This window comes from Streptomyces sp. NPDC007856, assembly GCF_042868225.1.
Lineage (GTDB): Bacteria > Actinomycetota > Actinomycetes > Streptomycetales > Streptomycetaceae > Streptomyces.
In genome coordinates this window covers 363,336-387,659 of record NZ_JBIAEC010000005.1, presented here as the reverse complement: position 1 = coordinate 387,659, position 24,324 = coordinate 363,336, and the positions used below count along the sequence as shown (strand labels likewise).

At 71.4% G+C, this 24,324-nt stretch carries 21 protein-coding genes and 3 pseudogenes; 15 read left to right on the top strand and 9 right to left on the bottom strand.

From position 1 onward, the window contains the following. Position 1: 1 nt before the first annotated feature. A complete protein-coding gene (locus tag ACFYOH_RS15360; RefSeq protein WP_388625781.1) occupies positions 2-970 on the bottom strand; it encodes a zinc-binding dehydrogenase in 969 nt (322 codons plus the stop codon). Between the two features lie 75 nt (positions 971-1,045). Continuing rightward, positions 1,046-1,816 carry a polyketide synthase gene (locus ACFYOH_RS15355; protein WP_388625778.1) on the bottom strand — a complete coding sequence of 257 codons (771 nt, stop codon included), beginning with the start codon at positions 1,814-1,816 and terminating at the stop codon, positions 1,046-1,048. A 236-nt stretch (positions 1,817-2,052) separates the two neighbouring features. On the opposite strand from ACFYOH_RS15355, the gene ACFYOH_RS15350 reads away from it, so the two are divergent. The 7 genes from ACFYOH_RS15350 to ACFYOH_RS15320 are packed head-to-tail and all read left to right on the top strand — an operon-like array spanning position 2,053 to position 9,127. After that, positions 2,053-3,876 carry a beta-ketoacyl synthase N-terminal-like domain-containing protein gene (locus tag ACFYOH_RS15350; protein WP_388625775.1) on the top strand — a complete coding sequence of 608 codons (1,824 nt, stop codon included), beginning with the start codon at positions 2,053-2,055 and terminating at the stop codon, positions 3,874-3,876. 11 nt (positions 3,877-3,887) lie between these two features. Next, positions 3,888-4,661, top strand: a complete 774-nt coding sequence (locus ACFYOH_RS15345; protein ID WP_388625772.1) for a phosphopantetheine-binding protein — start codon at positions 3,888-3,890, stop codon at positions 4,659-4,661. Continuing rightward, entirely contained in the window at positions 4,658-5,965 is a 1,308-nt protein-coding gene (locus tag ACFYOH_RS15340) for a beta-ketoacyl synthase N-terminal-like domain-containing protein (protein WP_388625770.1), read from the top strand. The genes ACFYOH_RS15345 and ACFYOH_RS15340 overlap by 4 nt, the downstream gene beginning before the upstream one ends. Next, positions 5,959-7,224, top strand: a complete 1,266-nt coding sequence (locus tag ACFYOH_RS15335) for a hydroxymethylglutaryl-CoA synthase family protein (protein WP_388625767.1) — start codon at positions 5,959-5,961, stop codon at positions 7,222-7,224. Before ACFYOH_RS15340 ends, ACFYOH_RS15335 begins: the two co-directional genes overlap by 7 nt. 5 nt (positions 7,225-7,229) lie before the next feature. Further along, positions 7,230-7,988 carry an enoyl-CoA hydratase/isomerase family protein gene (locus ACFYOH_RS15330; protein WP_388625765.1) on the top strand — a complete coding sequence of 253 codons (759 nt, stop codon included), beginning with the start codon at positions 7,230-7,232 and terminating at the stop codon, positions 7,986-7,988. After that, on the top strand, positions 7,985-8,848 hold the full coding sequence (locus ACFYOH_RS15325; RefSeq protein WP_388625762.1) for an ACP S-malonyltransferase: 864 nt from the start codon (positions 7,985-7,987) through the stop codon (positions 8,846-8,848). Before ACFYOH_RS15330 ends, ACFYOH_RS15325 begins: the two co-directional genes overlap by 4 nt. A gap of 24 nt (positions 8,849-8,872) precedes the next feature. Continuing rightward, complete coding sequence (locus ACFYOH_RS15320) at positions 8,873-9,127, top strand: acyl carrier protein (RefSeq protein ID WP_388625760.1); 255 nt, start codon at positions 8,873-8,875, stop codon at positions 9,125-9,127. Here ACFYOH_RS15320 and ACFYOH_RS15315 read toward each other — a convergent pair. Beyond that, positions 9,114-9,938 (bottom strand): BTAD domain-containing putative transcriptional regulator, encoded by an 825-nt coding sequence (locus ACFYOH_RS15315; protein WP_388625757.1) that lies wholly within the window; start codon positions 9,936-9,938, stop codon positions 9,114-9,116. The two genes, ACFYOH_RS15320 and ACFYOH_RS15315, sit on opposite strands and share 14 nt — an antisense overlap. A gap of 64 nt (positions 9,939-10,002) precedes the next feature. Here ACFYOH_RS15315 and ACFYOH_RS15310 point away from each other — a divergent pair. Continuing rightward, positions 10,003-10,802 (top strand): IS5 family transposase gene (locus ACFYOH_RS15310; RefSeq protein ID WP_388625978.1). Its coding sequence is split into 2 segments (ribosomal slippage): positions 10,003-10,338 and positions 10,341-10,802, totalling 798 coding nucleotides; the frame shifts between segments, so codons are not numbered across the junction. Positions 10,803-10,828: 26 nt separating this feature from the next. On the opposite strand, the gene ACFYOH_RS15305 is transcribed toward ACFYOH_RS15310, so the two are convergent. Then, positions 10,829-12,487, bottom strand: a complete 1,659-nt coding sequence (locus tag ACFYOH_RS15305; protein WP_388625754.1) for a B12-binding domain-containing radical SAM protein — start codon at positions 12,485-12,487, stop codon at positions 10,829-10,831. A 342-nt stretch (positions 12,488-12,829) separates the two neighbouring features. On the opposite strand from ACFYOH_RS15305, the gene ACFYOH_RS15300 reads away from it, so the two are divergent. Further along, positions 12,830-13,822: a LysR family transcriptional regulator gene (locus tag ACFYOH_RS15300; RefSeq protein ID WP_388625751.1), complete on the top strand. Its 993-nt coding sequence runs from the start codon at positions 12,830-12,832 to the stop codon at positions 13,820-13,822. Continuing rightward, positions 13,819-14,754, top strand: coding sequence for a serine hydrolase (locus ACFYOH_RS15295; protein WP_388625749.1), 936 nt, complete (start codon positions 13,819-13,821; stop codon positions 14,752-14,754). Before ACFYOH_RS15300 ends, ACFYOH_RS15295 begins: the two co-directional genes overlap by 4 nt. Positions 14,755-14,922: 168 nt before the next feature. On the opposite strand, the gene ACFYOH_RS15290 is transcribed toward ACFYOH_RS15295, so the two are convergent. The 4 genes and pseudogenes from ACFYOH_RS15290 to ACFYOH_RS15275 all read right to left on the bottom strand — a co-directional run. Beyond that, a complete protein-coding gene (locus tag ACFYOH_RS15290; RefSeq protein WP_388625746.1) occupies positions 14,923-15,636 on the bottom strand; it encodes a DUF4232 domain-containing protein in 714 nt (237 codons plus the stop codon). A 219-nt stretch (positions 15,637-15,855) separates the two neighbouring features. After that, complete coding sequence (gene katG, locus ACFYOH_RS15285; RefSeq protein ID WP_388625743.1) at positions 15,856-18,081, bottom strand: catalase/peroxidase HPI; 2,226 nt, start codon at positions 18,079-18,081, stop codon at positions 15,856-15,858. Between the two features lie 33 nt (positions 18,082-18,114). Continuing rightward, entirely contained in the window at positions 18,115-18,552 is a 438-nt protein-coding gene (locus ACFYOH_RS15280) for a Fur family transcriptional regulator (RefSeq protein WP_388625740.1), read from the bottom strand. A gap of 448 nt (positions 18,553-19,000) precedes the next feature. Then, positions 19,001-19,180, bottom strand: a pseudogene (locus ACFYOH_RS15275) (abortive phage infection protein); the annotation flags it as partial. Between the two features lie 134 nt (positions 19,181-19,314). Here ACFYOH_RS15275 and ACFYOH_RS15270 point away from each other — a divergent pair. Next, positions 19,315-20,352 (top strand): hypothetical protein, encoded by a 1,038-nt coding sequence (locus ACFYOH_RS15270; RefSeq protein ID WP_388625738.1) that lies wholly within the window; start codon positions 19,315-19,317, stop codon positions 20,350-20,352. Between the two features lie 55 nt (positions 20,353-20,407). After that, positions 20,408-21,373, top strand: a complete 966-nt coding sequence (locus ACFYOH_RS15265) for a Ku protein (RefSeq protein WP_388625735.1) — start codon at positions 20,408-20,410, stop codon at positions 21,371-21,373. A gap of 18 nt (positions 21,374-21,391) precedes the next feature. On the opposite strand, the pseudogene ACFYOH_RS15260 reads toward ACFYOH_RS15265, so the two are convergent. Continuing rightward, a pseudogene (locus ACFYOH_RS15260) lies at positions 21,392-21,565 on the bottom strand (substrate-binding domain-containing protein); the annotation flags it as partial. Between ACFYOH_RS15260 and ACFYOH_RS15255 the strand changes: the two are divergent. The 3 genes and pseudogenes from ACFYOH_RS15255 to ACFYOH_RS15245 form a co-directional block, all read left to right on the top strand. Beyond that, positions 21,560-21,766, top strand: a pseudogene (locus ACFYOH_RS15255) (sugar phosphate isomerase/epimerase); the annotation flags it as partial. The pseudogenes ACFYOH_RS15260 and ACFYOH_RS15255 overlap by 6 nt on opposite strands. 180 nt (positions 21,767-21,946) lie before the next feature. Next, the gene (locus tag ACFYOH_RS15250; RefSeq protein WP_388625733.1) at positions 21,947-23,125 is read left to right on the top strand and encodes an acyltransferase family protein; all 1,179 of its coding nucleotides are present in this window, start codon (positions 21,947-21,949) and stop codon (positions 23,123-23,125) included. Positions 23,126-23,380: 255 nt separating this feature from the next. Further along, entirely contained in the window at positions 23,381-24,151 is a 771-nt protein-coding gene (locus ACFYOH_RS15245) for a class I SAM-dependent methyltransferase (RefSeq protein ID WP_388625730.1), read from the top strand. Positions 24,152-24,324 lie beyond the last annotated feature (173 nt).

Genomic DNA, 24,324 nt, shown 5'->3' with positions numbered 1-24,324 from the left:
TTCACCAATTCAGAACGATCTTTCCGCCGACGTCGCCCTCGGCCAGCAGGCGGAATCCTTCGGCGCCGCACTCGGCGGGAAATTCCCGGTATATGTGGGGCCGCAGGTCGTGGGCCACCATGAACGACAGCAGGCTGCGCAATTCCGCCATGGTTCCGCACATGACGCCGAGCACCCGCAGTTCGTTCCAGAAGATCCGGGTCAGGTGCGCCGGCGGCAGGGCCCCGGTCGTCGCCCCCGCCACCACGACGCAGCCACCTGCCCGCACCGAACGCAGGCTGTGCGCCCAGGTGTCCTGGCCCACACTCTCCATCACCGCGTCCACCGGCTCGGGCAGCGGCGCGCCCGGGACGAACACCCGGTCCGCGCCCAGTTCCCGCGCGAGATCACGCTTCCACCGGGTACGGGACGTGGCCCACATGCGGAGTCCGGCCGCCCGTCCCAGCTGGATCAGAGCGGTGGACAGGCCTCCCCCGCTGCCCTGCACCAGCACCGTCTGGCCGGGGAGCAGCGCGCCTCGGGTGAACAGCATCCGGTACGCCGTCAGCCAGGTGCCGGTGATCGCGCCCGCCTCGGCGAAGCTCAGCTGGGGCGGCTTGGCGATCAGCGTGTGCCGGGGCACGGCGACCCGCTCCGCGAAGGTCCCCGGCCGGCCCTCGCCGAGCATCGTCCAGGCCGGATCGCGCACAGGGCACTCCAGGAACTCACGGCCGTAGACCATGCCGTGCACGATGACGTCACGGCCGGTGTCGTCCGTTCCGGCGCACTCCACCCCGAGGGTCAGCGGGTACTTGTGGGACGGCAGACCCGATCCGCGCAGGGTCCACAGGTCGTGGTGGTTGAGGCCGGCCGCCCGGACCTCGACCACCGCCCAGTCCCCGTCGGGCAGTTCGGGCTCGGGGCGCTCGCCGAAGCGCAGCGCGGCCAGCGGGTCGTCGGGGCGGGGTCGCTCGGCGTAGACCGCCTTCATGGGCAGCTCCTGTGCGGCTGGGGGCCGGGCATGGGGTCGGCCATTGCCGGGGAGGCCGGCCGGGCCGGTGACGGCTCAGTCAGGTGGCCGGTAGGCCTGTGTGATGCGGGCGGCGACCTCCGGTAGCGCGAAGGTGACCGCCTGCATCCGCAGTTCGGGGCCGAGCACCTCGTCCGTCGCACTGCGGAGCCGCGTGCTCAGATGCTGCTTGAGCAGGCGCAGGCTCGGCAGCGGCGCCCGGGCGGTGCGCACGGCCAGCTCGCGCGCCGCACTCTCCACGAGGTCGTGCGCCACGACCTGGTAGGGCACGCCCCGTCGGCGCAGCTCCGCCCCGCGGAAGGAGCGGCCGGTGAGCAGCATCTCGGTGCCGAGCACCGCACCGAACCGTGCCGGGAGCAGAGCCGTGGCTCCCACTCCGGGAGTGAAGCCGTAGGCCATGAAGTTGGCGGCGTACACGGACCGCTCCGACAGCACCGCGAGGTCCGCGTAGAGCCCGAGCAGCAGCCCGCCGCCGATCGCGTGGCCGCGGATCGCCGCCACGACGGGGACGGGGCAGTTCAGCGGCGCGGTGATGCACTCCTCCGCCTCGAGGACGGACCGCCCCTGGTGGAAGCCCAGCAGTTCGTCCTGCGTGCCGCCGGCGCAGAACACCTCGGGTTCTCCGCTCAACAGGACGGCCCGCGTGGCGGGATGTGCCGCCGCCTCACGCAGGGCCGCCGGGAGCTCGGCGCACAGCCGGGGGGTGATGCGGTTCCGCTCGGCCCGGTCGCAGATGCGCACGCGCGCGACGGGCCAGCCCACCGTCACACGGACGGGAGAGTCGCTGCTGGTCGGAGCGACGGACATACGGCTTCCCCCTTCACCGCGCCGGACCGCCGGGCATCCGGATCACCCGGTCCGATCACAGTCTTGCGGAGAGCGCCGACACAGTGACGACAAGATCGACTGCGGACACGGGCGCCCGGTACGGCGTCGGCGTTGTGTCGGCAAGGTGTCGGTGGCCCGCCCCGATACTCGTTGCCGAGCCGCCTGCCGGGAGCAGAGCGGCCGGTCCGGCCCCTCGACGATCGGGAAGGGACTGTGTGTTGACCACGTTCCGCGAGCCAGACGGGCCCGCCGAGGAGGCCGACCGCCAGGCCGGTGAGCCCATTGCCCTGGTGGGGATGGCGTGCCGGGTCTCCGGAGCCGACGACCTCCTCGAGTTCGCCGCCCTGCTCGACCGGGGCGAGGTCCGGTTCGGGCCGGTCCCCGCGGACCGGTTTCCCGAGCTGGACGTCTCGGCGCTGAAGATGACCGACAAGCCCCTTCTGCGGGCCGCCCTGCTGCACCGGATCGACGAGTTCGACGCGGCGTTCTTCGGCATCCGCAACCGTATGGCGATGGCCATGGATCCGGCCCAGCGCCTGCTGCTCGAACTGACCTGGCAGGCGCTGGAACACGCGGCGATCGCGCCGGACCGGCTGGCCGGCGGCGACACCGGCGTCTATGTCGCGGCGGGCGGGTACGACTTCCGGGAGCGGGTCGCGGCGGCCGGCATACGGGACGGGTACACCGGCGTGGGCAACCTGCTCTCGTTCAACGCGAACCGCATCTCGCAGCACTTCGATCTGCGCGGCCCGAGCATCACGGTGGACACGGCGTGCGCCGGCGGTCTGACGGCGGTCGCGCTCGCGGTGTCCGAACTGCGCGCCGGGGCCTGTGACACCGCGATCGCGGGCTCGGCCAACATCCTCTGTGCCGCGCTGAACGAGGCCGCCTACCTCCAGTCGGGCATGCTCTCGCCTCGCGGTCGCTGCGTTCCGTTCAGCGCCGACGCGGACGGCTATGTCCGCGGCGAGGGCGGGGCGGTGGTCGTCCTGCGGCGCCTGGCGGACGCCCGACGCGACGGCGACCCGGTCCTGGCGGTGATCCGGGGCGCCGCGGTACGGCACGGAGGACGCGCCAGGACCATGACCTCGCCCAGCCTGTCCGCGCAGACGGCGGTCATCTCCCGCGCGTGGCGCGACAGCGGGCTCAGCCCCCGCGCGATGGGGTACCTGGAGGCCCATGGCACCGCGACACCTTCCGGGGATCCGCTGGAGATCGCCGCCTTGTGCCGGGTGACCGGCGCAGAGCGCGGTGCTTCGTCCTCGGCCGGCGACGATGCGCAGGACCGGGTGTGGGTCGGTTCAGCGAAGGCCAACGTCGGCCATCTGGAAGCGGCGGCGGGCTGTATCGGCCTGATCAAGGCGGTGCTGACCTTGCGCGGTGGCCGGGTGTTCCCCATCCCCGGACTGCGGGAGATCAATCCCGGGATCGAGCTCGCCGAGTCGAACGTGGCACTGGCGGACCGCCCGGTGGAATGGCCGGCCACCGGTCGACGGCGGCTGGCCGGTGTGAACGCCTTCGGTATCAGCGGCTCCGTCGCCCACGTCGTGGTCGAGTCGTGGGAACCGGACGGCGTGGAGACGGGCCGGGAAGCCGTCGAGGTGGCCCCGGTGGCTCTTCCGCTGTCCGCGACCGGCGACCGTACCCTGCGCCGAACGGCTGCCCTGCTGGCGCGCCAACTGCCCGACCGCGGGGCGACACTGCCCGAGGTCGCAGCGGCGCTCGGGGCCGGCCGGCGCCATCTGGACCGACGCGCCGTGGTGCTCGCGCAGAACGTGAAGGAGGCACGGGAGGCCTTCGAAGCCCTCGCCGAGAGCCGACCGCACCCGGCGCTGCTCGGCCCTGCGCAACCGCACCCCGCGCCGTCCCCGGCCATGGCGGAATGGCTCTCCGGCGCCACGTCGGCATGGCCGTCGGACCATCCGCCGGCGCGGACCCGTGCCGCCCTGGTGACGTGCCCCTTCGATCGCCACCGCTTCTGGATACCCGGCGAACCCGAGCTCAAGGATGCCCCTCCGCCGGACGACGGCTCCCAATGAGAGGAAACATCGTGTCCCTGCCAAACAACGGCGACGCTGACGACCGGAAGGCGCTCCACACGGTTGTGGACAGCGCGGCCAAGGTGCTCTTCGTCGCTCCGGAGGAGGTCGACCCCGACGTCCCGCTCGTCGACCAGGGCCTCGACAGCATCCTCGCCGTCGAACTGCTGGAATCGCTCAACGGTGTGTTCGACCAGCAGGTCCGGGCCGCCGAGCTGAACGAGCACCCCACGCCCCGCCGACTGGCGGCCCATTACGTGCAGTTGACTACCGATGCGGACGAGGCGGGGGCGACGTCCCCGTACCTCTCCGTCGTCCGTGAATGCCTCGCCGAGGTGCTGATGGCCGAGGTCGAGCCGGCGACGGACCACACCACGTTCGCCGACCTCGGCATGGACTCGATCCTCCGGGTGGAGTTCATCGCCGTGCTCAACAGCCGGCTGGACAGGTCCGACGACGAGGCACTCCTGCGCGAACACTCGACCCCGGCCCGCTTCGCCGCCTACCTGGCGAGCCAGACGGACGGGGAGGCCGGACAACCGCCCGCGGAGGCGTTCGCGGTCCTGCGGAAGGCCGTCCTGGAGGTGCTGCCGGAGACGTCGAGGGACACGGTGACGCCGCAGACCTCACTGCGCCAGCTGGGTGCCTCCTCGCTGGATCGGGCCGACATCGTGGCCCAGGCGATGCACCAGCTGGGCGTGCGGGCCCCCGCGGAGAGGCTGGCCGCCGCGCAGAACCTGGGTGCCCTCGCGACCCTACTGGAGCAGTGCAGGGAACGCGCATGACGGCACACCACGCGCGGACCGCCATACCGCTGTCCCTGACCTCGGGCGCCGTCCTGACCGGTCAGGCGGGCAGTCTCGACGACTACACCAAGGTGCTCACCGACACTCAGTCGGCCATCACCGCTCCCCCGGAGGGATCCGCGTACCGGCAGGCCGGCGCCGGAGCCGTCGCCGCGCTCCATGGCTTCGAACCGTCCGCGTGGGCACGCGACCACCTCGACGGGGCACCTGGATTGCGGGAGCGACTGCCCGCCGTCACGGCACGTGGGACGCTGCCCGCCGTCACCGCGGCGTGCGTCGCCGCCGCAGCCGTGAACGACGCGGGCCTGACCCGCGAGGACCTGCAGGGCTGCGCGGTGATCGTGGCCGGCGGCAACCTCTCCCCACGGCATCAGGCGGAGACCGCGGCGCGGTTCGCCGAGCGAGGCCATGTGGCGCCGTCGTACGCGCTGACTCACATGGACGTCGACGTCGTGGGTACCGTCAGCCAGGTCACGGGCGCCGTGGGCGAAGGCTGGGTGCTGGGTGCGTCGGCGGCCGGCGGCGCGCTGGCCGTGCTCCAGGCGGCCCGTCTGGTGGCCTCCGGGGAGGTGGCGCGCTGCTTGGTGGTGGCGCCCGCCACGGATCACTCGGCCGTGGAGCTGGCAGCGCTGCGGCAGGCCGGGGCACTCGCGGGGGCCGTGCCGCACCGCGATCCTCGAACCCTGTGCCGCCCGTTCGACCTCGACCGCAGTGGTTTCGTCCCCGGTCAGGGCGCTGCGGCCGTGCTGCTGGAACCCGTCGAGGACGCAACACGGCGCGGATGCGACCCTCTTGCGCTGCTCCTCGGCCACGGCCAGGCGCTGGACGGCAGGCGGGCCGCCGACCCGCTGTCCGAGGGGCAGACGAGCGCGCTGCGCAGGGCCCTGGAACGAGCCGGTGTCGACGCGTGCGACGTCGACTACGTCAACGCTCACGCTGCAGGTACCCGCCTCGGCGACGAAATAGAAGGGCGCTCCCTCGCCGAGCTCTTCGGCACTCGCCCGCTGGTCAACTCCACGAAGGCGCTCACGGGCCACTGTTTCGGTGCCTCGGGTCTGCTGGAACTCATCGCCACGGCGATCCAGTTGCGGGACGGCTTCTGCCACGGCAACCCCCACCTCACCCGGCCCTGCACGGAAGGACTCACCTTCGCCCCCCGGGACACCGTCCAGGCCGACCTCGCGGTGGCCGTCAGCTCCAGCTATGCGTTCTGCGGCATCAGCTGCTCGCTCGTGCTGGCCCGCGCCCGGGCCGCGGCAGGAGAGGTCGGCTCGCCATGGTGAGGCGCGCGGAGGGGATCCGGACGGTCGGCATCGACGCGATCGGCGTCGACTGCGGTGCGGCCGTGGTCGCGGTGGACGAGTTGTGCCGGGGCGACGCGGCACACGATCGCCGGGTGCGCGCATTGGGCATGGAGGCGCGGGGGGTGGCACTTCCATGTGACGACCCCGTGGTGTTCGGCGCGACCGCCGGACGCCGGGTCCTGGAACAGCTGACGCCGAGCGAGCGGGACACCATCGAGCTCCTGGTGTTCGCCACCGAGTGCGGCCTCGACCTGAGCAAGTCGCTCGCCGGAGCCGTGCACCGCCTGCTGGGCCTGCCCAGCGCCTGTCGCACCCTGGAGGTCAAACAGGCCTGCTACTCGGGAACCGCCGCCGTTCAGTTGGCCGCCGCCGTGGTGGCGACGAGTCCCCGGCCTGACGCCCGTGCCCTGGTCGTCACCGGGGACGTCGGCCACCATCCCCTGCACAGTCTGCCGGAGGCCGTCACGGGTGTCGGCGGTGTGGCGGTGCTGGTGTCGGCCGAGCCTCGCATCGCTGCCTTGCGCCCCGGGCTGAGCGGGCTGCACAGCGACGACGTGTCCGACACGCTCCGGCCCTCGTACGCGCAGGAGGTGATCGACCCGGACCTGTCCCTGCTGAGCTACCTCGAGTGCCTGCGCTGCTGCTGGCAGGACTACTCGGCCAGGGTGCCGGGCGCGGACTTCGTGCGGGATTTCGACCTGCTGGCCATGCACACTCCGTTCGCGGCCATGGTCAAGGGTGCGCACCGCACCCTGAGCCGCGACGTCGTGGGACAGACACCGGCGCAGATCCAGGCCGACTTCGAGCGCCGGGTCGAACCGTCGCTCGTGTATGTGCGCCGCACCGGCAACATGTACACCGGTACGTCCCTGCTGTGCCTGATCAGCGCCGTGGCACACAGCGGCAGCCGCGAGGCGGCCACCGCAGGGGTGTTCTCCTACGGGTCCGGATGCTCCGCCGAGTTCTACGGCTGCGACCTCGCACCCGGCGCCGTGGACCGCGTGGCCGAGGGGCGCGTCCGGGAGGCTCTGGACAGCCGCTGCCCGCTGACCTTCGCCCAGTACGCGCGACTCGCCGGCACCGATGTGCCGGCCGGTGTCCGCGACGCGGACGTCGATCTGGAGGCCGCGGAACCGGTCCTGCGACACGTGGAGAAGGCGGGTGCGCCCCGGCTGGTGCTGACCGCGGTGCACAACTACCGCCGGCAGTACACGTGGACGGACGGATTTCCCCGGTGACCGGCGTGACGACAGAGGCCTCGGGGCTGCGGATCACGGAGCGCCCCGGCTATCTCGAAGCACGCATCGGCCGCCACGGCCGCGATCCCAACGTTCTGGACGCGCAGCTGGTCCGCCTGCTGCACCGGGCCGTCAACCGCGCCGAGGCGACGCCTGGATGCCGGGCCCTGGTGCTCAGCTCGGCCTCGGACACCTTCTGTTCGGGACTGCCGCTCGGCACCGCCGCCGACGAGCGGTGGCTGAGCCGTCGGGTGACCTCCCCGTGGTACCTCTTCGAGCGCCTCACCGGCTGCGCCGTAGTGACATGCGCGGTGCTCGACGGGCCCGCCGTCGGCGGCGGCGTGGCCCTGGCCTCGGCCTGCGATCTGGTCCTCGCCGGCCCCCGGGCCTGCTGGCGCTGCACCGAGGCGCTGCTGGGGCTCGTCCCGGCGATGGCCCTGCCGTTCATCGCACGGCGGATCGGCGAGCACCGTGCCTGCGCCATGGCGCTCACCACCCTTCAGGTCGACTCGGCCCGCGGTGCCGAGTGGGGGCTGGCCGATCTGGTGGGCACCGACGCCGCCGGGCTGCTGCCGGACGCCCTGCGCTCCCTGCGGGGGTGCCGGCCCGAAGCCGTGCGCGCGCTGAAGGCCTATCGGCGCGAGGCGTTCCCCTGGCCACCCGGACTGGCAGAGCGGGCACAGGCCGTTCTCATGGAGCGGTTGGCCAGCCCGGACGTGCGCCGGCTGATGGATCTGGTGCGCCCGTCACCGGAGGACGCATGACCGAGATCTGGATGTTCCCCGGGCAGGGAAGCCAGCGCGTCGGCATGGGTGCGGACTGGTGGGACGCCGCGCCGGAACTGGTGGCCGCAGCCGACACCGTCCTCGGCTGTTCCGTGCGTGACCTGTGCGCGAACGGACCGCGCGAGCAGCTGGACGACACCCGCTACGCGCAGCCGGCCCTGTACGTCGTGGGCTCCGTGGCCTGGCGGGCGACGCTGGCCGCCGGGGCACCACCGCCCGATGTGGTCTGCGGCCACAGCCTCGGTGAGAACAACGCCCTGGAACGCGCCGGAGCGATGGAGTTCACCGAGGGGCCACGACTGGTGCGCCGCCGTGCCGAGGCCATGGCCGCGGTCACCGGAGGCGGCATGCTGGCGGTCCTGGGGCTCGGCTGGGACGGTCTGCGCGCGCTGCTGGATCCGGAACGCCATCGGGACGTGACTCTGGCGGTGGTCAACGGACCGCGGCAGTTGGTGGTGGGCGGTCCCGTGCCTCAACTGCGAGGCCTGGCTGGCACTTTGACCACGAGCCGGGTGTGTGGGGCACGGCCGCTGCGTGTGAGCGGTGCGTTCCATACCCCCCTCATGGCCCCGGCGGCACGGGAGTTCACACCCGCCGCGGCCGGTCTGCCCTGGGCCGAGCCGGCGATCGTGGTGCCGTCCAATGTGACGACTCGCCCCCACGACCGGCAGGGGCTGCCAGAGTTGCTGGTACGGCATCTGACGCAGCCGGTGCTCTGGCACAGCACATTGCGGGCACTGCTGGACATGCCCGAGCCGCGCTTCCGCGAGATCGGCGGTGGCACCACGCTGACGGGAATGGTGAGGGCGGTCCGTCGGGCCTCCGCCCCACGGAGTTGACGACAGGGAGGGTCAAGGAGGGTCATGGACGCGAACACGCGCACCAGGAAAAGCATCGAGGAACTCGTCGACGCATGGCTGCGTGAGCTGGAGGTCGAGGGACCGGTCGACCCCGAAGCACTGCTGCTGGATCTGGGCGTCGACTCGCTGAGCGTCGTGGACTTCAGCCAGATGCTGCGCCGCGAACTCGGAGTGGAGATCAGGGCCGCCGAGTTCGACCTCTACGCCACCGTGTCGGAGATGGTGGCCGAGATCTGCGAGCGGATCAGCGCGCAGTAGTCGTGTAGGGCAGCTCGAGCCGGAGGCGGGTATCCGCCTCGTCGAGAAGGATGCGCTGGTACAGGGACTGCAGTTCAGGGGAGGGTTCGATGCCGTAGTCGCGCACGAGCCGGTTCCTCAGGGACCGGTAGATCTCCATGGCGTCCACCCTGCGGCCCATCCGGCACAGGGCCGTGATCAGGATCATGTTCAGCCCCTCGTCCGCCGAACCGGCCAGCACCTCGGGGTGCAGCCGGGCCACGACGGCCTGCGGACGGTCCCCGCGCAGCTGGGCCTCCGCCCAGGTGCGCAGGGCCAGCGTGCGCAGTTCCTCCCAGGACTGTGCAGCCAGGCGATGGCACTCACCGTCTACGGCGCCGCCGAACGGCTGCCCCTGCCAGATCGCCAGGGCCTGGTCCAGGACCCGGATCGCCGGTTCGATGCGGGTGGAGCACAGCGCCGTGGCCTCGCGCACCAGCCGCTCGAAGTGCAGGGCGTCCACCCACGAAGGCGAGACGTCCAGCATGTATCCACCCCCCACTGTGCACACCTGCAGCTCCGTCGGACTCCATCCGAGACGCGTGAGGGTCTTGCGCAGCCGGCCAACGTGCGCCTGCACCGCCTGTTCCGGTTGGAGCGGTGACGCACCTCCCCAGAGTTCCTCGACGATGACGCCGGTCGCCACCGGCTGCCGAGCCGAGATGGCCAGCAGTTCCAGCAGACTGCGGCGCAGGGAGGGACGAGGGCTGCAGGTCGCGCCCGTGGCGGCTATGAGCAGGGTCGGTCGGAGAAGGCAGACGGCGTGCTGAATGCCGCCATCGGGTAACTGCATGGGCCACCTCTCTCAAGACGTCATCTCATTTGGCTGGCTCGGTAGGCTGTCGGTCGTGGTGGGGATCGTTGAGCGGCTGGTGCCGGACGAGTTGTGGGAGCTGTTCCAGCGAGTGGTGCCTGAGGCTCCCTCGCGACCTCAGGGTGATGGACGGCGTCGGCATGGTGACCGGGAGGTGTTGGCTGCGATCGTGTTCGTGGCCACGTCAGGCTGCACGTGGCAGCAGTTGCCGTCAGCGTCGTTCGGGCCGTCGGGGGCGACCGGCCACCGGCGTTTCTCCGAGTGGACGAAAGCCAGGGTGTGGGCCAAGCTCCACCGCCTGGTCCTCGACGAGCTCGGCTCCCGTGGCGAGTTGGACTGGTCCCGGTGTGCGATCGACTCGGTGAACATGCGGGCCCTGAAAAGGGGGATCTGACAGGTCCGAATCCTGTGGACCGGGGCAAGTACGGCTCGAAGATCCACTTGATCGCCGAACGGACCGGTTTACCCCTCTCCATCGGCATCTCCGGCGCGAACCTGCACGACAGCCAGGCACTCAAGCCACTCGTTCGCGGCATCCCGCCGATCCGCTCCCGCCGTGGGCCACGCCGACGACGGCCCGCCAAGCTGCATGCGGACAAGGGGTACGACTACGACGACCTGCGTCGATGGCTCCGCGGGCGAGGCATCCGGCACCGCATCGCCCGCAGAGGCATCGAGTCCTCCACCCGACTGGGCCGGCACCGCTGGACGATCGAGCGCACGATGTCCTGGCTCGCCGGCTGCCGCCGCCTGCACCGCCGCTACGAGCGCAAGGCCGAACACTTCCTCGCCTTCACCGCCATCGCCTGCAGCCTCATCTGCTACCGCAGACTCACCAAATGAGACGACTTCTAAGGCCACGATTCGGCTCACAACTGTCGGCACAGGGCGTCGAGGAGATCCTGTTCCTGTCGCTCTTCCTGATCCGTGCCGCCGAGCATGTAGCCGCCGAACTTCATCCCACTGCCCGCCTCACCCATCCGGATGACGCCTCGGCCCAGGTCCGTCAGCGCCGCTTCGACGTCAGGGAGCCGTACCTCCGTGTTGCTGCGCAGATACAGATCGGTCAGCTTCCTGGACGGCAGGATCTCTCCGTGCCAGGAACGCACCTCAGGACGGGAGTTGTAGGCCTCCCAGTACATCCGGGAACCGGGAACGACGGCCGGAGCGGCGACGGACACGGTGGTGATGATGTCCTGGTACTGCTCGGCCAGAGCCAGCCAGTTGTCGACTTCGGAACGCAGTTTGGCGGTGTCCGTCCCCGGCAGTCCGAGGATTCCGGACACATACAGCCGGTAGTCGAGGTCACGAGCGAGCTCCAGTGCCTCGTAGATGCGATCGGGCCCCTTGTTGATGCCCTTCGAGTTCTCCTTGAGCAATTTCGGGTCGAACGCCTCGAGTCCGACGTTCCAGGTACGGACGAATCCCTGGCAGAGCTTCGCCGACTGCAGGAACTCGTAGACAAGACCGTAGGCGAGCATGAATCGCCGGTCCCTCAGCACCGGGGAGGCGGCGCAGGCCTCTGCCAGGTCGTCGAGCAGGGAGAATTGGCCCTGCCACTGGCCTCGAGAGAATCCCAGGGTGGAGTCGCCGGCGGCATACACGTTGGCCCCGAGGGATCCGACAGCGTGCTCCAGGGCGGAAACGATTGTCCCGATCGCGGCCGTCTTCGGCGTCAACCCCTGGATCGAGCAGTGCTTGCACCGACGCCGCGGCGACTCCCCCCAGTGACAACCGCCGTCGATGGCCATCGTGATCATGCGCTGGAGGTCGTAGTGGCCCGCGTACCAGGTTTTGAACGCCTTGTCGTAGTGCTCCACCAGTTGATCGGCGATCAGGGAGTAGTCCGGCAGCCGACGACGGTTCAGTGGATAGGTGGGGGCGCTCTGATGGACTACGGCCCCGCCCCGCCGATAGGCCAAGGACGGTACCCGTTCCTCCTCCAGTTCCCCGCTCAGCGCGTACAGCAGGCCCATCATCGTGAACGGCCCGTTGTTCCCGGTGCCCACGAAGTCGACGAGACGGCTCCCGTACCGGCCGGTGAGCACCTCCTCGTACAGGATGGCCGCATGGTCGTTCCCGAAGACGATGACCGCGTCGGGATTCACCCGCTTGATCTCGGCCGCGACGATGAACGCCCAGGGAGCGGTGGCAGTGTAGACGGAGAAGGCCGCCACGTCCGGCGGGTTCTCGCGGATCTGCTCACGTATCACCTCCCATCCGATGTGGCTCATGTCGATATAGCGCCACGGCACATCGGGGAAGCAAAGTTCATGATACGTGACCATTTCCACGAGCGAGGAATGAGGATAGACGGTTCCCTCGTTGAGATATTTCTCCTGACCGCCCGCCCCGGCAATCTGCGCACCTCCCCCGGAATGACTTCCGCGATGCGCCGAAGTCAGCGGAAGCGCGATGTACCACACCGACTGGAAGGGCAGCCGAGAAGCACGTGATCTGTCGAGTGGAATTTTCCACGAGTAGCGAGCGTCGATTCCGATTGCTTCCCTGGCCGGTTCGAGAGACATCCCCGTGGCGCAACCTCTCCGTGCGTGGTCGAGGTAAACGTATTGACAGCCAGCGTAAGAGCCTTGATCACACACGGGCAAGATTCCGAAGGATGCGATCAAATAGGTCATCATGCGCCCGCGACACGGGCCTGCGGTCACATCACCGCCCGCCATGAGGACAAGAGGCCTTCAAGAACGCGCACAGTGCAAGACCGCCTTGAAGCCCGGCTCCGGCACCAGCTTCGAGGACGCCTGCACCACCCGACGGCCACGGCCGGAATCCCCAGACACCGCTGCTTGCGCGCCCCGGCTCGGCGATCAGCGTGGACGCCTCGGATGCCTTATTGATATGAGTGCAGGGTGGATCTCCTCGCGCATCTCGAGGCGTATGTCGCGACGGCCGACGAGCGGAGCTTCTCCCGCGCTGCGGACCGGCTGGACATCGCCCAGCCGCTGCTCAGCCGCCGTATCAAGACACTGGAGGAGCACTTCGGCGGGCCGCTGTTCGACCGTTCACGGCGCCAGATCACGATCACGGAGCTGGGCGCGCTGCTCCTGCCGTACGCGCGTGACGTGCTGGACCGGGCCCAGCGGCTGCGGCAGGTCGCCGGTACGGCCGGACGGGCACGCGTGCGAGCCGTCGGGGTGCCCGCGCACTGCGCCCCGGCGGCGCTGGCACGCGTGATCCGCGCCGGCGCCGGGCGCGGGATCACCTTCGGCATGCGGGAACTGCCGCCCGGGGAAAGGGCTTCCGGACTGGCCGACGGCTCGCTCTCCTACGCGCTCGTGCGGGTTCCGCCGGAGCGGGGCACCTTCCGGGTGCCGCTGGGCCTGGCGTCGGCGCCGGAGCCGGGGGTGGCGGACGGAGGGGGCCCGGAGTACGGAGGCGGGCGGCGCGCCGTCCACCTGGAGGATCTGCGGCCCCGCCGCGGTCGTGGCGCCGAACGCGCCGCTCGCCTGCCGGTGTTGACCCTGCCGGAGGACCAGGTGCCGTCCTACGAGGACCGTCTGGAGCGCGCCGTGGCCCGGGCCGGGCTGCCTCCGGACCGGTTCCGGCCGGCCGGGCCCGCGGCCACCGCACTGGCCGAGACCCTGGCCGGGCGGGCGTTGCTGCTGTGCGCCGAGCCCTTGGCCCGGCAGCACGGGGCACGCTGGACGCCGCTGGGCGACCGGTCACTGCACCGGGGGTACGACGTGAACGCGGGCCATGTCCGGAACGGCTCGGCGGATGTGCCGGACTGGCTGGCCCCGCTGCTGGCGTCGGCCGTGGGGGCCGTCACCCGCGCTTCCGGCTCGGCACCCTCCGGGAGCGGCGCCGCGGAGGCATCGGCACGGCTGGCGGCCCGCGGATGAGCGCGCTGCCGGTGCACCGCCCGGTATACGTCGGGGACGACGGCGCCCTGTTGGACGTCGCCGAGGCGATTGCCGCGGACTGGGCCGCCCTCGGCGTGCACGGTTCCTTCCTCGCCCGGAACCTCGACACCGGTGAGCAACTCGGCTTCGGCGTCGATGAGTCGATGCCGCTCGCGTCGGTCGTGAAGGTCCCCGTCGCACTCGTCGTGCTGGACCGGATCGCGAACGGCGAGCTCGATCCGGCGCAACCGGTGACGGTCGATCCGGCGCGCAGCAGCGTCGGTCCCACCGGGCTCGCGGCGTTCCGGTACCCGGCCGGCGTGGCCGTCGGCGATCTGCTCCTGCTCATGCTGTCGGTGAGCGACAACGCCGCGGCGGACGCCCTGCTCGACCTGGTGCCGGTGGCGGAGGTGGACGAGCGGCTGCGCGCCTGGGGGTGCGGGGAGATCCGGATGCGGCACCGGATGAACCACATGTACGAGTGCGCCGCCGGTGCCGCCGGCAACGACTTCTCGCTCGCGCTGGAACTGGCCCTCCGGGACGAGCGGTCCGGCCGGCACACCATCGCGACCCTGGATCCGGCGTACGCCAACTCCGGGTCGGCCGCGGCGCTCGTCGAGCTGCTGCAACGGGTGTGGTGCGACGAGGTCTCCACGTCGGCGGCTACGGCGGAGCTGCGCCGGCTGATGGGCCTGCAGGTCTTCACGCACCGGCTGGCGAGCGAACTGCGGGCGGACTCGCTGCGGTGGAGCGGCAAGACCGGGACGTTTCTGCATCTGCGGCACGAGATAGGTGTGGTGGAGGCGGAGTCCGGCCACCGGGTGGCCATGGCGGCGCTCACGATTGCCGGACGTCGGGCGGGGCTCGCTCCGGACATCGACCTTGCGATCGGGGTTGCGGGGCGGGAGGCTTTCGAAGCGCTGCGGGGGTGAAGGGGCCGTTCGCGGCAGCGCCTTCGGTCGTCGGGCGTCCGCGGGTACGTCGTGGTTGCCCGCGCAGTTCCCCGCGCCCCGTGCGGGGCGCTGCCCCTCCTCGGTGCCTGACGGTGGGCGGTCCGGGCCGGCGTCTGCGCCCCGGCCGCCCCACTCGTCACCCGCCGGTCAGGAAGGCTTCGCCGCCGAGACCGCGGTCGCGGTGACGGTGTTGTCGCACTCGGCGAACTCGCCGTCGGTCAGGGCGACTTGGTGCGCGCCGGCGCCGGGCAGACCGACCACGAGTGTCGGGAAGACGGCGGGCTTCGCTCCGGACTTGCAGTAGCCGTCGCCCTCGCCCTGGACCTGGTGGAAGGTCAGCTTCACCCACGCCCTGCCGCCCGGCGCAAGGCGTACGGGGAAGGCGGTGCCCGTGGGGGTCACCTTCAGGGGGAGGTTGTGCTCGGGGGAACCGTTGCCCGCTCCGGCCACCGACGGGTGCCCCCGCAGGACGCACGCGTGCCCGGAGACGTTGGTGAACTCGACTATCGCCGCGCCCGTGCCGGTGCCGTCCGGACGGTTGGCCGCCTGGTAGGCCTTCGCCTGCACGGCCGACACCGAGCACGCCGGCGCCGTACCGGCCGAGGTGGCGGACGCCGGAGAGGCCGGGGTGCCCGAGGCCGTCGTCGTGCCGCCGCCGGAGGCACCCGAGGCCGACGGCGCCGTGCCGGCGGGGCTCGCGGTGGCGGGGGTGGTGCGGGAGGGGCTGGCGGAGGCCGGGGTCGGGGAGGAGGCCTTCGCCGACCCGTCGCCGTCGCCCGGCCCGCAGGCCGTCAGTGTCAGTGCGGCGGCGATCACGGCCGTCGCCGACGCGGCGAGGCGGATGGTGTTGCGGTGGTGCATGAGGTCCCCCGATTCCGGTGTGCCTGGTTCGACCGGCTCCGTGCCGGTGCTCGCCGGGGGAGACAGAGCCGGGAGGCTCCGGGTTTCCGCTGTGGCCCGTCTGTGACGGTTGTGGATCTCCTGTGACTTTCCGGTGGCAGCGGGACCGGCCTCCGCTCGCACGACGAGGGCGTCCGGCCCGGCCCGCGCGGACCGGGCCGGACGCCCTCACAGTCGTACTCAGACCAGGTCGAACCGGTCCAGGTTCATGACCTTGTCCCACGCGGCGACGAAGTCCGTCACGAACTTCTCCTTCGCGTCGTCGGAGGCGTAGACCTCGGCGAGGGCGCGCAGCTCGGAGTTGGAGCCGAAGACCAGGTCGGCACGGCTGCCGGCCCACTTCAGCTCGCCCGTGACGGCGTCACGGCCCTCGAACGTGGTCTGGTCCTCGGAGGTCGACTTCCAGGTCGTGCCCATGTCGAGCAGGTTGACGAAGAAGTCGTTGGTGAGGACGCCGGGCGTCTTGGTGAGGACGCCGAGCTGGGACTGCTGGTGGTTGGCGCCGAGGACGCGCAGACCACCGACGAGCACCGTCATCTCGGGGGCGCTGAGGGTCAGCAGGTTCGCCCTGTCGAGCAGCAGGTACTCGGCCGGCAGGCGGTTGCCCTTGCCGAGGTAGTTGCGGAAGCCGTCCGCGGTCGGCTCCAGCGCCTCGAAGGACTCGGCGTCGGTGTGCTCCTCGGTCGCGTCCACACGGCCCGGGGTGAAGGGCACCCGCACCTCGAAGCCGCCTTCCTTGGCAGCCTTCTCGACCGCGGCGACACCACCGAGGACGATCAGGTCGGCCAGGGAGACCTTCTTGGCGCCGGAGGAGGCGTTGAAGTTCTGCTGGACGCCCTCGAGGGTGCGCAGCACCTGGGCCAGCTCGTCGGGCTCGTTGACCTCCCAGCCGCGCTGCGGCTGCAGCCGGATGCGGGCGCCGTTGGCACCGCCGCGCTTGTCGCTGCCACGGAAGGTGGAGGCGGACGCCCAGGCGGTGGTGACCAGCTGCGCGACGGACAGACCGGAATCGAGCAGCTTGGTCTTCAGGGCCGCGATGTCGGCGTCGTCGATCAGCTCGCCCTCGCGCTGCGGCAGCGGGTCCTGCCAGATCAGGGTCTCCTCCGGGACCTCCGGGCCGAGGTACAGCGACTTCGGGCCCATGTCACGGTGGGTGAGCTTGTACCAGGCGCGGGCGAAGGCGTCGGCGAACTCCTGCGGGTTCTCGTGGAACCGGCGGGAGATCGGCTCGTAGATCGGGTCGAAGCGCAGCGACAGGTCGGTGGTGAGCATGGTGGGCAGGCGCTTCTTCGACGGGTCCTGCGGGTCGGGGACGATCGCCTCGGCGTCCTTGGCCACCCACTGCTTGGCGCCGGCCGGGGACTCGGTCAGTTCCCACTCGTAGCCGAAGAGGATGTCGAAGAAGCCGTTGTCCCACTGGGTCGGCGTGGCGGTCCAGGTCACTTCGAGGCCGGAGGTGATGGCGTCCGCGCCCTTGCCGGTGCCGTAGGTGCTCTTCCAGCCGAGTCCCTGCTCCTCGAAGCCGGCGGCCTCGGGGTCGGCACCGACCGCGTCGGCGGGGCCGGCGCCGTGGGTCTTGCCGAAGGTGTGGCCACCGGCGATGAGGGCGACGGTCTCCTCGTCGTTCATGGCCATGCGGCGGAAGGTCTCACGGATGTCGCGGGCCGCGGCCAGCGGGTCCGGGTTGCCGTTCGGGCCCTCGGGGTTGACGTAGATGAGGCCCATCTGTACGGCGCCGAGCGGGTTCTCCAGCTCACGGTCGCCGGTGTAGCGCTTGTCGTCCAGCCAGGTGGTCTCGGGACCCCAGTAGACGTCCTCCTCCGGCTCCCAGACGTCCGCGCGACCGCCGCCGAAGCCGAAGGTGTCGAAGCCCATGGTCTCCAGCGCCACGTTGCCGGCGAGGATCATCAGGTCGGCCCAGGAGATCTTCTGGCCGTACTTCTTCTTCACCGGCCACAGCAGGCGGCGGGCCTTGTCCAGGTTGACGTTGTCCGGCCAGCTGTTCAGCGGGGCGAACCGCTGCTGGCCGGCGCCGGCGCCGCCGCGGCCGTCGCTGACGCGGTAGGTGCCCGCGCTGTGCCAGGCCATACGGATGATCAGCGGGCCGTAGTGGCCGAAGTCGGCGGGCCACCAGTCCTGGGAGGTGGTGAGCACCTCGGCGATGTCCCGCTTCACGGCGGGAAGGTCGAGGCTCTTGAACGCCTCGGCGTAATCGAACTCCTCGCCCAGCGGGTTCGTCACCGGCGGGTTCTTGGCAAGGATCTTCAGGTTGAGCCGCTCCGGCCACCACTGGCGGTTGCCACCGCCCTGGGTGGGATGCAGGGCCCGGTCATGGGCGACGGGGCAGCCGCCGCTCGCCCCCTCCGCCTTCGCGTCTGTGACGATCGCGTCGTGGTTCTCAGTCATGGCAATCCTTCCGAACTGTGCGGAACTCGGTGCTCAGGAACTGCGGCCGGTGGAGCAGTCGGGGCAGATGCCCCAGTAGACGACCTCGGCCTCGTCGATGGCGAAGCCGCGGTCGTCGGATGCGGTCAGGCAGGGCGCGTCGCCGACCGCGCAGTCGACGTCGACGACGGCACCGCAGGACCGGCACACGATGTGGTGGTGGTTGTCCCCCACGCGTCCCTCGTACCGGGCCGGGTGACCGGCCGGCTCGATACGGCGGACCAGACCCGCCGTGGTGAGGGCGTGAAGGGCCTCGTAGACGGCCTGCAGGGAGATATGGCCCACGCGGTCGCGTACCCCGGAGGCGATCGCCTCGACGCCGAGGTGGTCGCCCGCCCGGACGGTCTCCAGCAGCGCGACGCGGGCTGCCGTCACGCGCAGGCCGGCACCGCGGAGCTCCTCGGCGGTGGTCGGGGTCGGGGAGGCGGTCATGAGGGCGAACCTACCCTCATAAACACGAGTGATTCAAGAAAACGAGCGATGCAATTTTGGTCGCGTCCCGGCGGCCGCCGTTCACCTCCGCGTCCGCCTCGGCGCCCGCCCGGGCATCTGCGCTCACCTTTGCCTTCGCATGACCCCGCCCCACACGCACCCGACGCCGCCCTGCGCGGCGGGCGCGCCGTTGGGCGGGGCGTGGGGCAGGTCGGGAGCATGCCCGCATCATGTGGCCCGGAATCAGCGACGACGGCGCGCCAAGCCGGACGGTCCTCCGAACGGGTGAGCCGGAATCCGCGCAAGCCGCGCCGTACATCCGCCGGCGTGGAAGGGCCTCCTTGGGCTCCCAGTGCCGGCCGGAGCCGGGGTCGTCCGGGCGGTCCCTGATGGTCTTGGTGATGGCGTAGCTCGCGACGGCCGGCGGCCTGCCCCACCACCGATGGCGGATCCCGGGCACGGGCAGCCGGAACTCGCAGCCCACACGAGCTCCACGGCCGCCCCGCGCCGGCGCAGCCGCTCCGCGAACCGGCCGGTCTCGGCCAGATGGCATCCGCGTCGCGCTGAACGCCGTACCCGGGGTCTCCCCCGCGCCCACGGTGTACACGACCCCGTGGTGGCGCAGCCCGCCGCCGGTCTACGCAGCGAGGCCGAAGAGTTTGAAATGATCACTAACCCGGATGAAACCCCCTATATAGCACATAAGCACCCTGGACCGAGAAACTCGAACCACGTCACCAGTTGCCGTCGAGAGGGACGCCGGTGGACCTGGACACCGTCGCCGACGAGCTCTACGGGCTGCGGCCGGAGGAGTTCGTCGCCGCCCGTGACCGCCGCGCCCTGGACGCCCGCAAGGCCGGTGATCAGGCCCTCGCCAAGGAGATCGGCGCGTTGCGGCGCCCGAGTCTGGCCGCATGGGTCGGCAATCTGCTCGTGCGCCGACAGCCGGAGGAGGTCCAGCCGCTGCTGGAGCTCGGCGAGGAACTGCGCCGGGCACACCGCGAACTGGACGGTCCGCAGCTGCGCAGGCTCGTCCGCCGGCAGGGCGAGGTGATCGGCGGGCTCGGGCGGCAGGCGCGGCGGCTGGCGGCGGAGGCCGGGCGTCCCGTGGGCGAGGGGGTCCAACGAGAGGTCGAGGAGACCCTGCACGCCGCTCTCGCCGATCCGGAGGCCGGGCGTCCCGTGGGCGAGGGGGTCCAACGAGAGGTCAAGGAGACCCTGCACGCCGCTCTCGCCGATCCGGAGGCCGCCCGCGAGTGGGCCGCGGGGCGGCTCGTGAAGCCGCTCAGCGCCACGTTCGGGTTTCCCGAGGCGGACGAGGGCGTCCTCGACCGCCGTCCTGCCGCCCCCGCGGCGACCAGGGCGAAGAAGCGTGCTCAGGGCGGGGAGCCCGGCGGACGCGGAGCGGAGAGGAAGCGGGGCAGGGCGAAGGAGCCCGAGGACGAACTGGCACACCGCCGCCGTCTCAACGAGGCCCGTAGAGCCGCCCGGGACGCGGAGCGGGACCTGCGTGCCCGCGAGACGGAGGCCGAGGCCGCCGGACGGGAGGCGGAGAAGGCCCGCGACCGGGTGGCCGCGGCGGAGGAGCGGGCGCGTGAGCTGCGCGTGCGGCTGCGCGACGCCGAGGAGGAGCAGCGCCGTTCCCGTGCCGGCGAGCAGGAGGCGCGGGACCGGGTCCGGGAGGCCGACCGCGCCGTACGGGAGGCCCGGCGCCACGCCGAGACGACCGCGGCCCGGGCCGAGCGACTGGCTGACGGCCGGGTCGAGCGAGCGTCCCCGGGCGGGGCGCACCGGCGGTGACCGGACAGCACCACGACGGAACGGACGGCCCACCCATCAGAGGAGGCGAAGGGCCATGGCGAGACCCATCTGGACCGGTGTCCTGACCTTCGGGCTGGTCACCCTGCCCGTGGGGCTGTACACCGCCACCGAGGACCACACCGTGCACTTCCACCAGCTTCAGCGCGGCACCGCGGACCGGATCCGCAACAAGCGGGTCAACGAGCGCACCGGCAAGGAGGTCGACACCGACAAGATCGTCAAGGGCTACGAGATCGACGAGGGCGAGTACGTCGTCGTGGAACCGGAGGAGCTGGAGGAGATCGCGCCCAGGCGGTCGAAGGTGATCGACCTGGCCGGGTTCGTCGACCTGCGCCAGGTCGAGCCGGTGTACTTCGCCCGCACGTACTACGTCGGCCCGCGTGGCAAGGAGTACGTGAAGGTGTACGAGCTGAGGCGGGCGGCGCTGGATCGCGCGGACAAGGCCGGGATCGCCACGCTCACCATGCGCGGCAAGGAGTATCTGACCGCGTTGCGCGCGCAGCCCGGCGTTCTCGTGCTGCACACCCTGCACTGGGCCGACGAGGTGCGTGATCCCGCCGACGTGGTGCCCGAACTGCCTCAGCGGCGCACGAAGAGCGACAGCAAGGAGCTGCGGACGGCCCAGCAGCTGATCGACGCCCTCACCATCGACTGGGACCCCACCGACTATCACGACACCTACGAGGAACGCGTCAAGAAGCTCGTCGCCGCGAAGCGCAAGGGCGAGGAGGTCGTCGGCGAACCGGAGCCGCCGGAGGCCACCAACGTCATCGACCTGATGGAGGTGCTCAGCCGGAGCGTCGAGCAGGGCCGGTCCCGGGGCCGCACGGGCGGCGGAAAACCGGCCACCGGCAAGAAGCAGGCCGTCGGCAAGAAGGAGGACCTGGGTGCCCTGTCCAAGGCGGAGCTGTACGAGCGGGCGAGCGCCGCGGGCGTACCGGGCCGGTCGAAGATGACGCGGGATCAGCTCGTCGAGGCCCTTGCCGCGCAGGCGGCTTGACCGCCCAAGTCACCGGATTCAGGCCGGTGGCGGGCCGCTTGTCCCCCGCACGACCAGCTTCGGGCCCAACTCAGCCTCCCTGGGCTCCAGTTCCGGGTCCTCCAGGCGCTGTACGGCGAAGCGGACCGCGTGCTCGGCCATCAGGCGGGCGTCCTGGCGCACGGTCGTCAGGCCGATCGGCATCAGATGGGTCCGCCCGGCACCCCGGCCCGGATCCACCAGCACCTGGACATCGGCCAGGGCGAGGTGGAAGGGGAGGCGTTCTTCGGCACCCTGCGGGAGCTGAGGTTCGACGGCGTGGCCACGGCCTGTGTGTTCGCCTGGGAGGAGCGGGCCCGGGAGTCCTCGGCGTTCATGCTGGAGCGGATCACGAAGGAACTGGCCGCGGGCTGATCAAGGCGGTACGTGGGGCGTCACTCGTGCGGGTGCACCCGGCCCAGGCGTCCGTGGCATACGCAGAGCTCTGTCGTTCGGCAGCGAGTGTGATGTTTGCCATGTGGCGTGATGGACTTGGGGTAAACGGGCAAGGTACCCCTTCATGCTCCACGCCAACCCTCTGCGGCAGGTGATTCGATGACAACGGCGACGACCCGGACGTTCCGGACGACGCCGACCCGTCCCGGCGACATGACCGCCAGGGACTCCCCAGCCGCCGCCATGCCCTCGCTCCCGTCCCTCACGGGGCTGCGCTGGATGGCGGCACTGCTGGTGTTCGGACTCCACGTGAACAACTTCGGCTACTTCGGAGGCACCGGTGGCCGCCTCGTTTCCTGGGGATTCAGTGCCGGTGCCACCGGTGTGTCGTTCTTCTTCGTGCTGTCCGGCTTTGTACTGACCTGGTCGGCCCGGCCCGGCGACCGCGCGCTCGCCTTCTGGAGACGGCGCATCGCGCGCGTCTACCCGGTGCACCTGGTCACCGCGGTCCTCGCCCTGGGCATGGCGTACACGCTGGCGAACCAGCCGAGACCGACACCGAAACAGGCGCTGTCCAATGTGCTGCTGCTCCACTCCTGGTGGCGCCCCTGGTGGCAGACGCTGAACCCGGTCAGCTGGTCCCTCGCCTGCGAGGCGTTCTTCTACGCCTCCTTCCCGCTGCTGATCCTGCTGCTGCGCCGGCTCGGCGCGCGCGGCTCGACCGTGCTGGGCGGTCTGTCGGTAGTGGCGGTCCTGGTGCTGGCCCGGGCGGACGCCCACCACTGGTGGACGTACGCGCTGTACTCGTTCCCCGCGGCCCGGCTGCCCGAGTTCGTCCTCGGCGCGGTCACCGCGCGGCTGGTGCTGCTCGGCCGGTGGCGCGGGCCCGGTCTGGAGGCCTCACTCGCCCTCGCGATCATCGGCTACTTCCTCGTCCCGCAGGTCGCGCCCGGATACTCCGCCAACGTGTGCACCATCACCGGGTTCACGCTACTGATCCCGGCCGCAGCCGTCGCGGACGTGCAGGGGTTTCCCTCGCTGTGGCGGCGCCGGCGGCTGGTGCGGCTCGGCGAGTTGTCGTTCGCCTTCTACATGATCCATCTGCTGGTGCTGCGGTCCGCCACCCAGTTGCTCGGGACCAAGCCGCACTTCGGACTGCTGGCCGGGATCGCCGTCACCACGACCGCCTTCGCGGTGTCGCTCGGGCTGTCCTGGCTCCTGTACGAGACGGTGGAGCGCCCGGCGAGACGCCTGCTGCTGCGCCGGCGCCGCCGCCCGGCCGCGCAGCCGGATGCGGCCCAGGCCGGTCGCGAGGCACCGGCCGCGACACCGGACTGAACCGGTCCCTCGGCCGCTCGGAGGCTCTCGGACGAGCGGGGGAAAGTCGAAAAAGTGCCCCCGGCTCGGTCGCGGAAGGCTGCCTGCCGGTGCGCTGTGGGGATCCGAAGGGCTGCCGGCCGGCCGTCGGGGAGGTGCCCGCACCTCCCCTCCGTCGCCCGCTCAGCCGCCCGCCGGTGCCCTCGCAGCGGCCCCTGCGGCCTGGTGTCCAGCGGCCCCCGCCGCTAGGTTCCGGGCATCGGGAAAGGGGGCCGGATGGACCGGGGCATCCGCACGGTGGAAGACGTGCTACGACTCCTGGACGGGCTGTTCACGCCGGCGGCCGACCGATGGACGGAAGGCGCGGCCGCCTGGTGGGACGGCTTCTATGCCGAACGGGACAGACCGGTGCCGTTCTTCACTGCGAAGCCGGACGAGAACCTGGCGTCCTACCTGCAGCGCGGTCTGATCGCGCCGGGGCGGGCCCTCGACCTGGGGTGCGGGCCCGGCCGTAACGCGTTGTACCTCGCCGCGCACGGCTTCGACGTGGACGCCGTCGATCTCTCGCCCGCCGCGATCGCCTGGGCCGAGGAGCGCGCGCGGGATGCGGGATCGGATCCCGAGGCAGCCGGCGCCCGGGCGGGAGGCGTCCGGTTCCACTGCGGGGACGCCTTCACCCTGACGGCCGACGGCACGAGCGGGCTGGGTGGCCCGTACGACCTGGTCCACGACTCCGGCTGCTTCCACCACCTGCCACCGCACCGCCGCGTCAGTCACCTCGCACTGCTGGAGCGTGTACTGGCGCCCGGCGGGTACTTCGCGCTCACCTGCTTCGCCGCGGGACGCATGGGCTCCGAGCTCCCCGACGCGGCCTTCTACCGCGAGCCCGGGCTGCACGGCGGCCTTGCCTACACCCCCGAGTCACTGCGTCGGATCTTCTCCGATCTGGAGGAGATCGAACTGCGCGCCATGCGGCAGGAGCCGGCCGACTCCCCGCTGTTCGGCCAGGGGTTCCTGTGGACGGCCCTGTTCCGCCGCCCTCGCTAGCCGCACGACTCGAGGAGAGCACCGGTCGGTCGCTCCGCCGCCTCCGGCCTCGGACAGCCGTGGGGGGGGGGCCCGGGGGGGGGGGGGGGGCCCCCCCCCCGGGGGCGGGGGGGGGGGGGGGGGGGGGGCGGGGGGGGGGGGCCCCCCCCCACGGGGTTTTGGTGGGCCCCCAC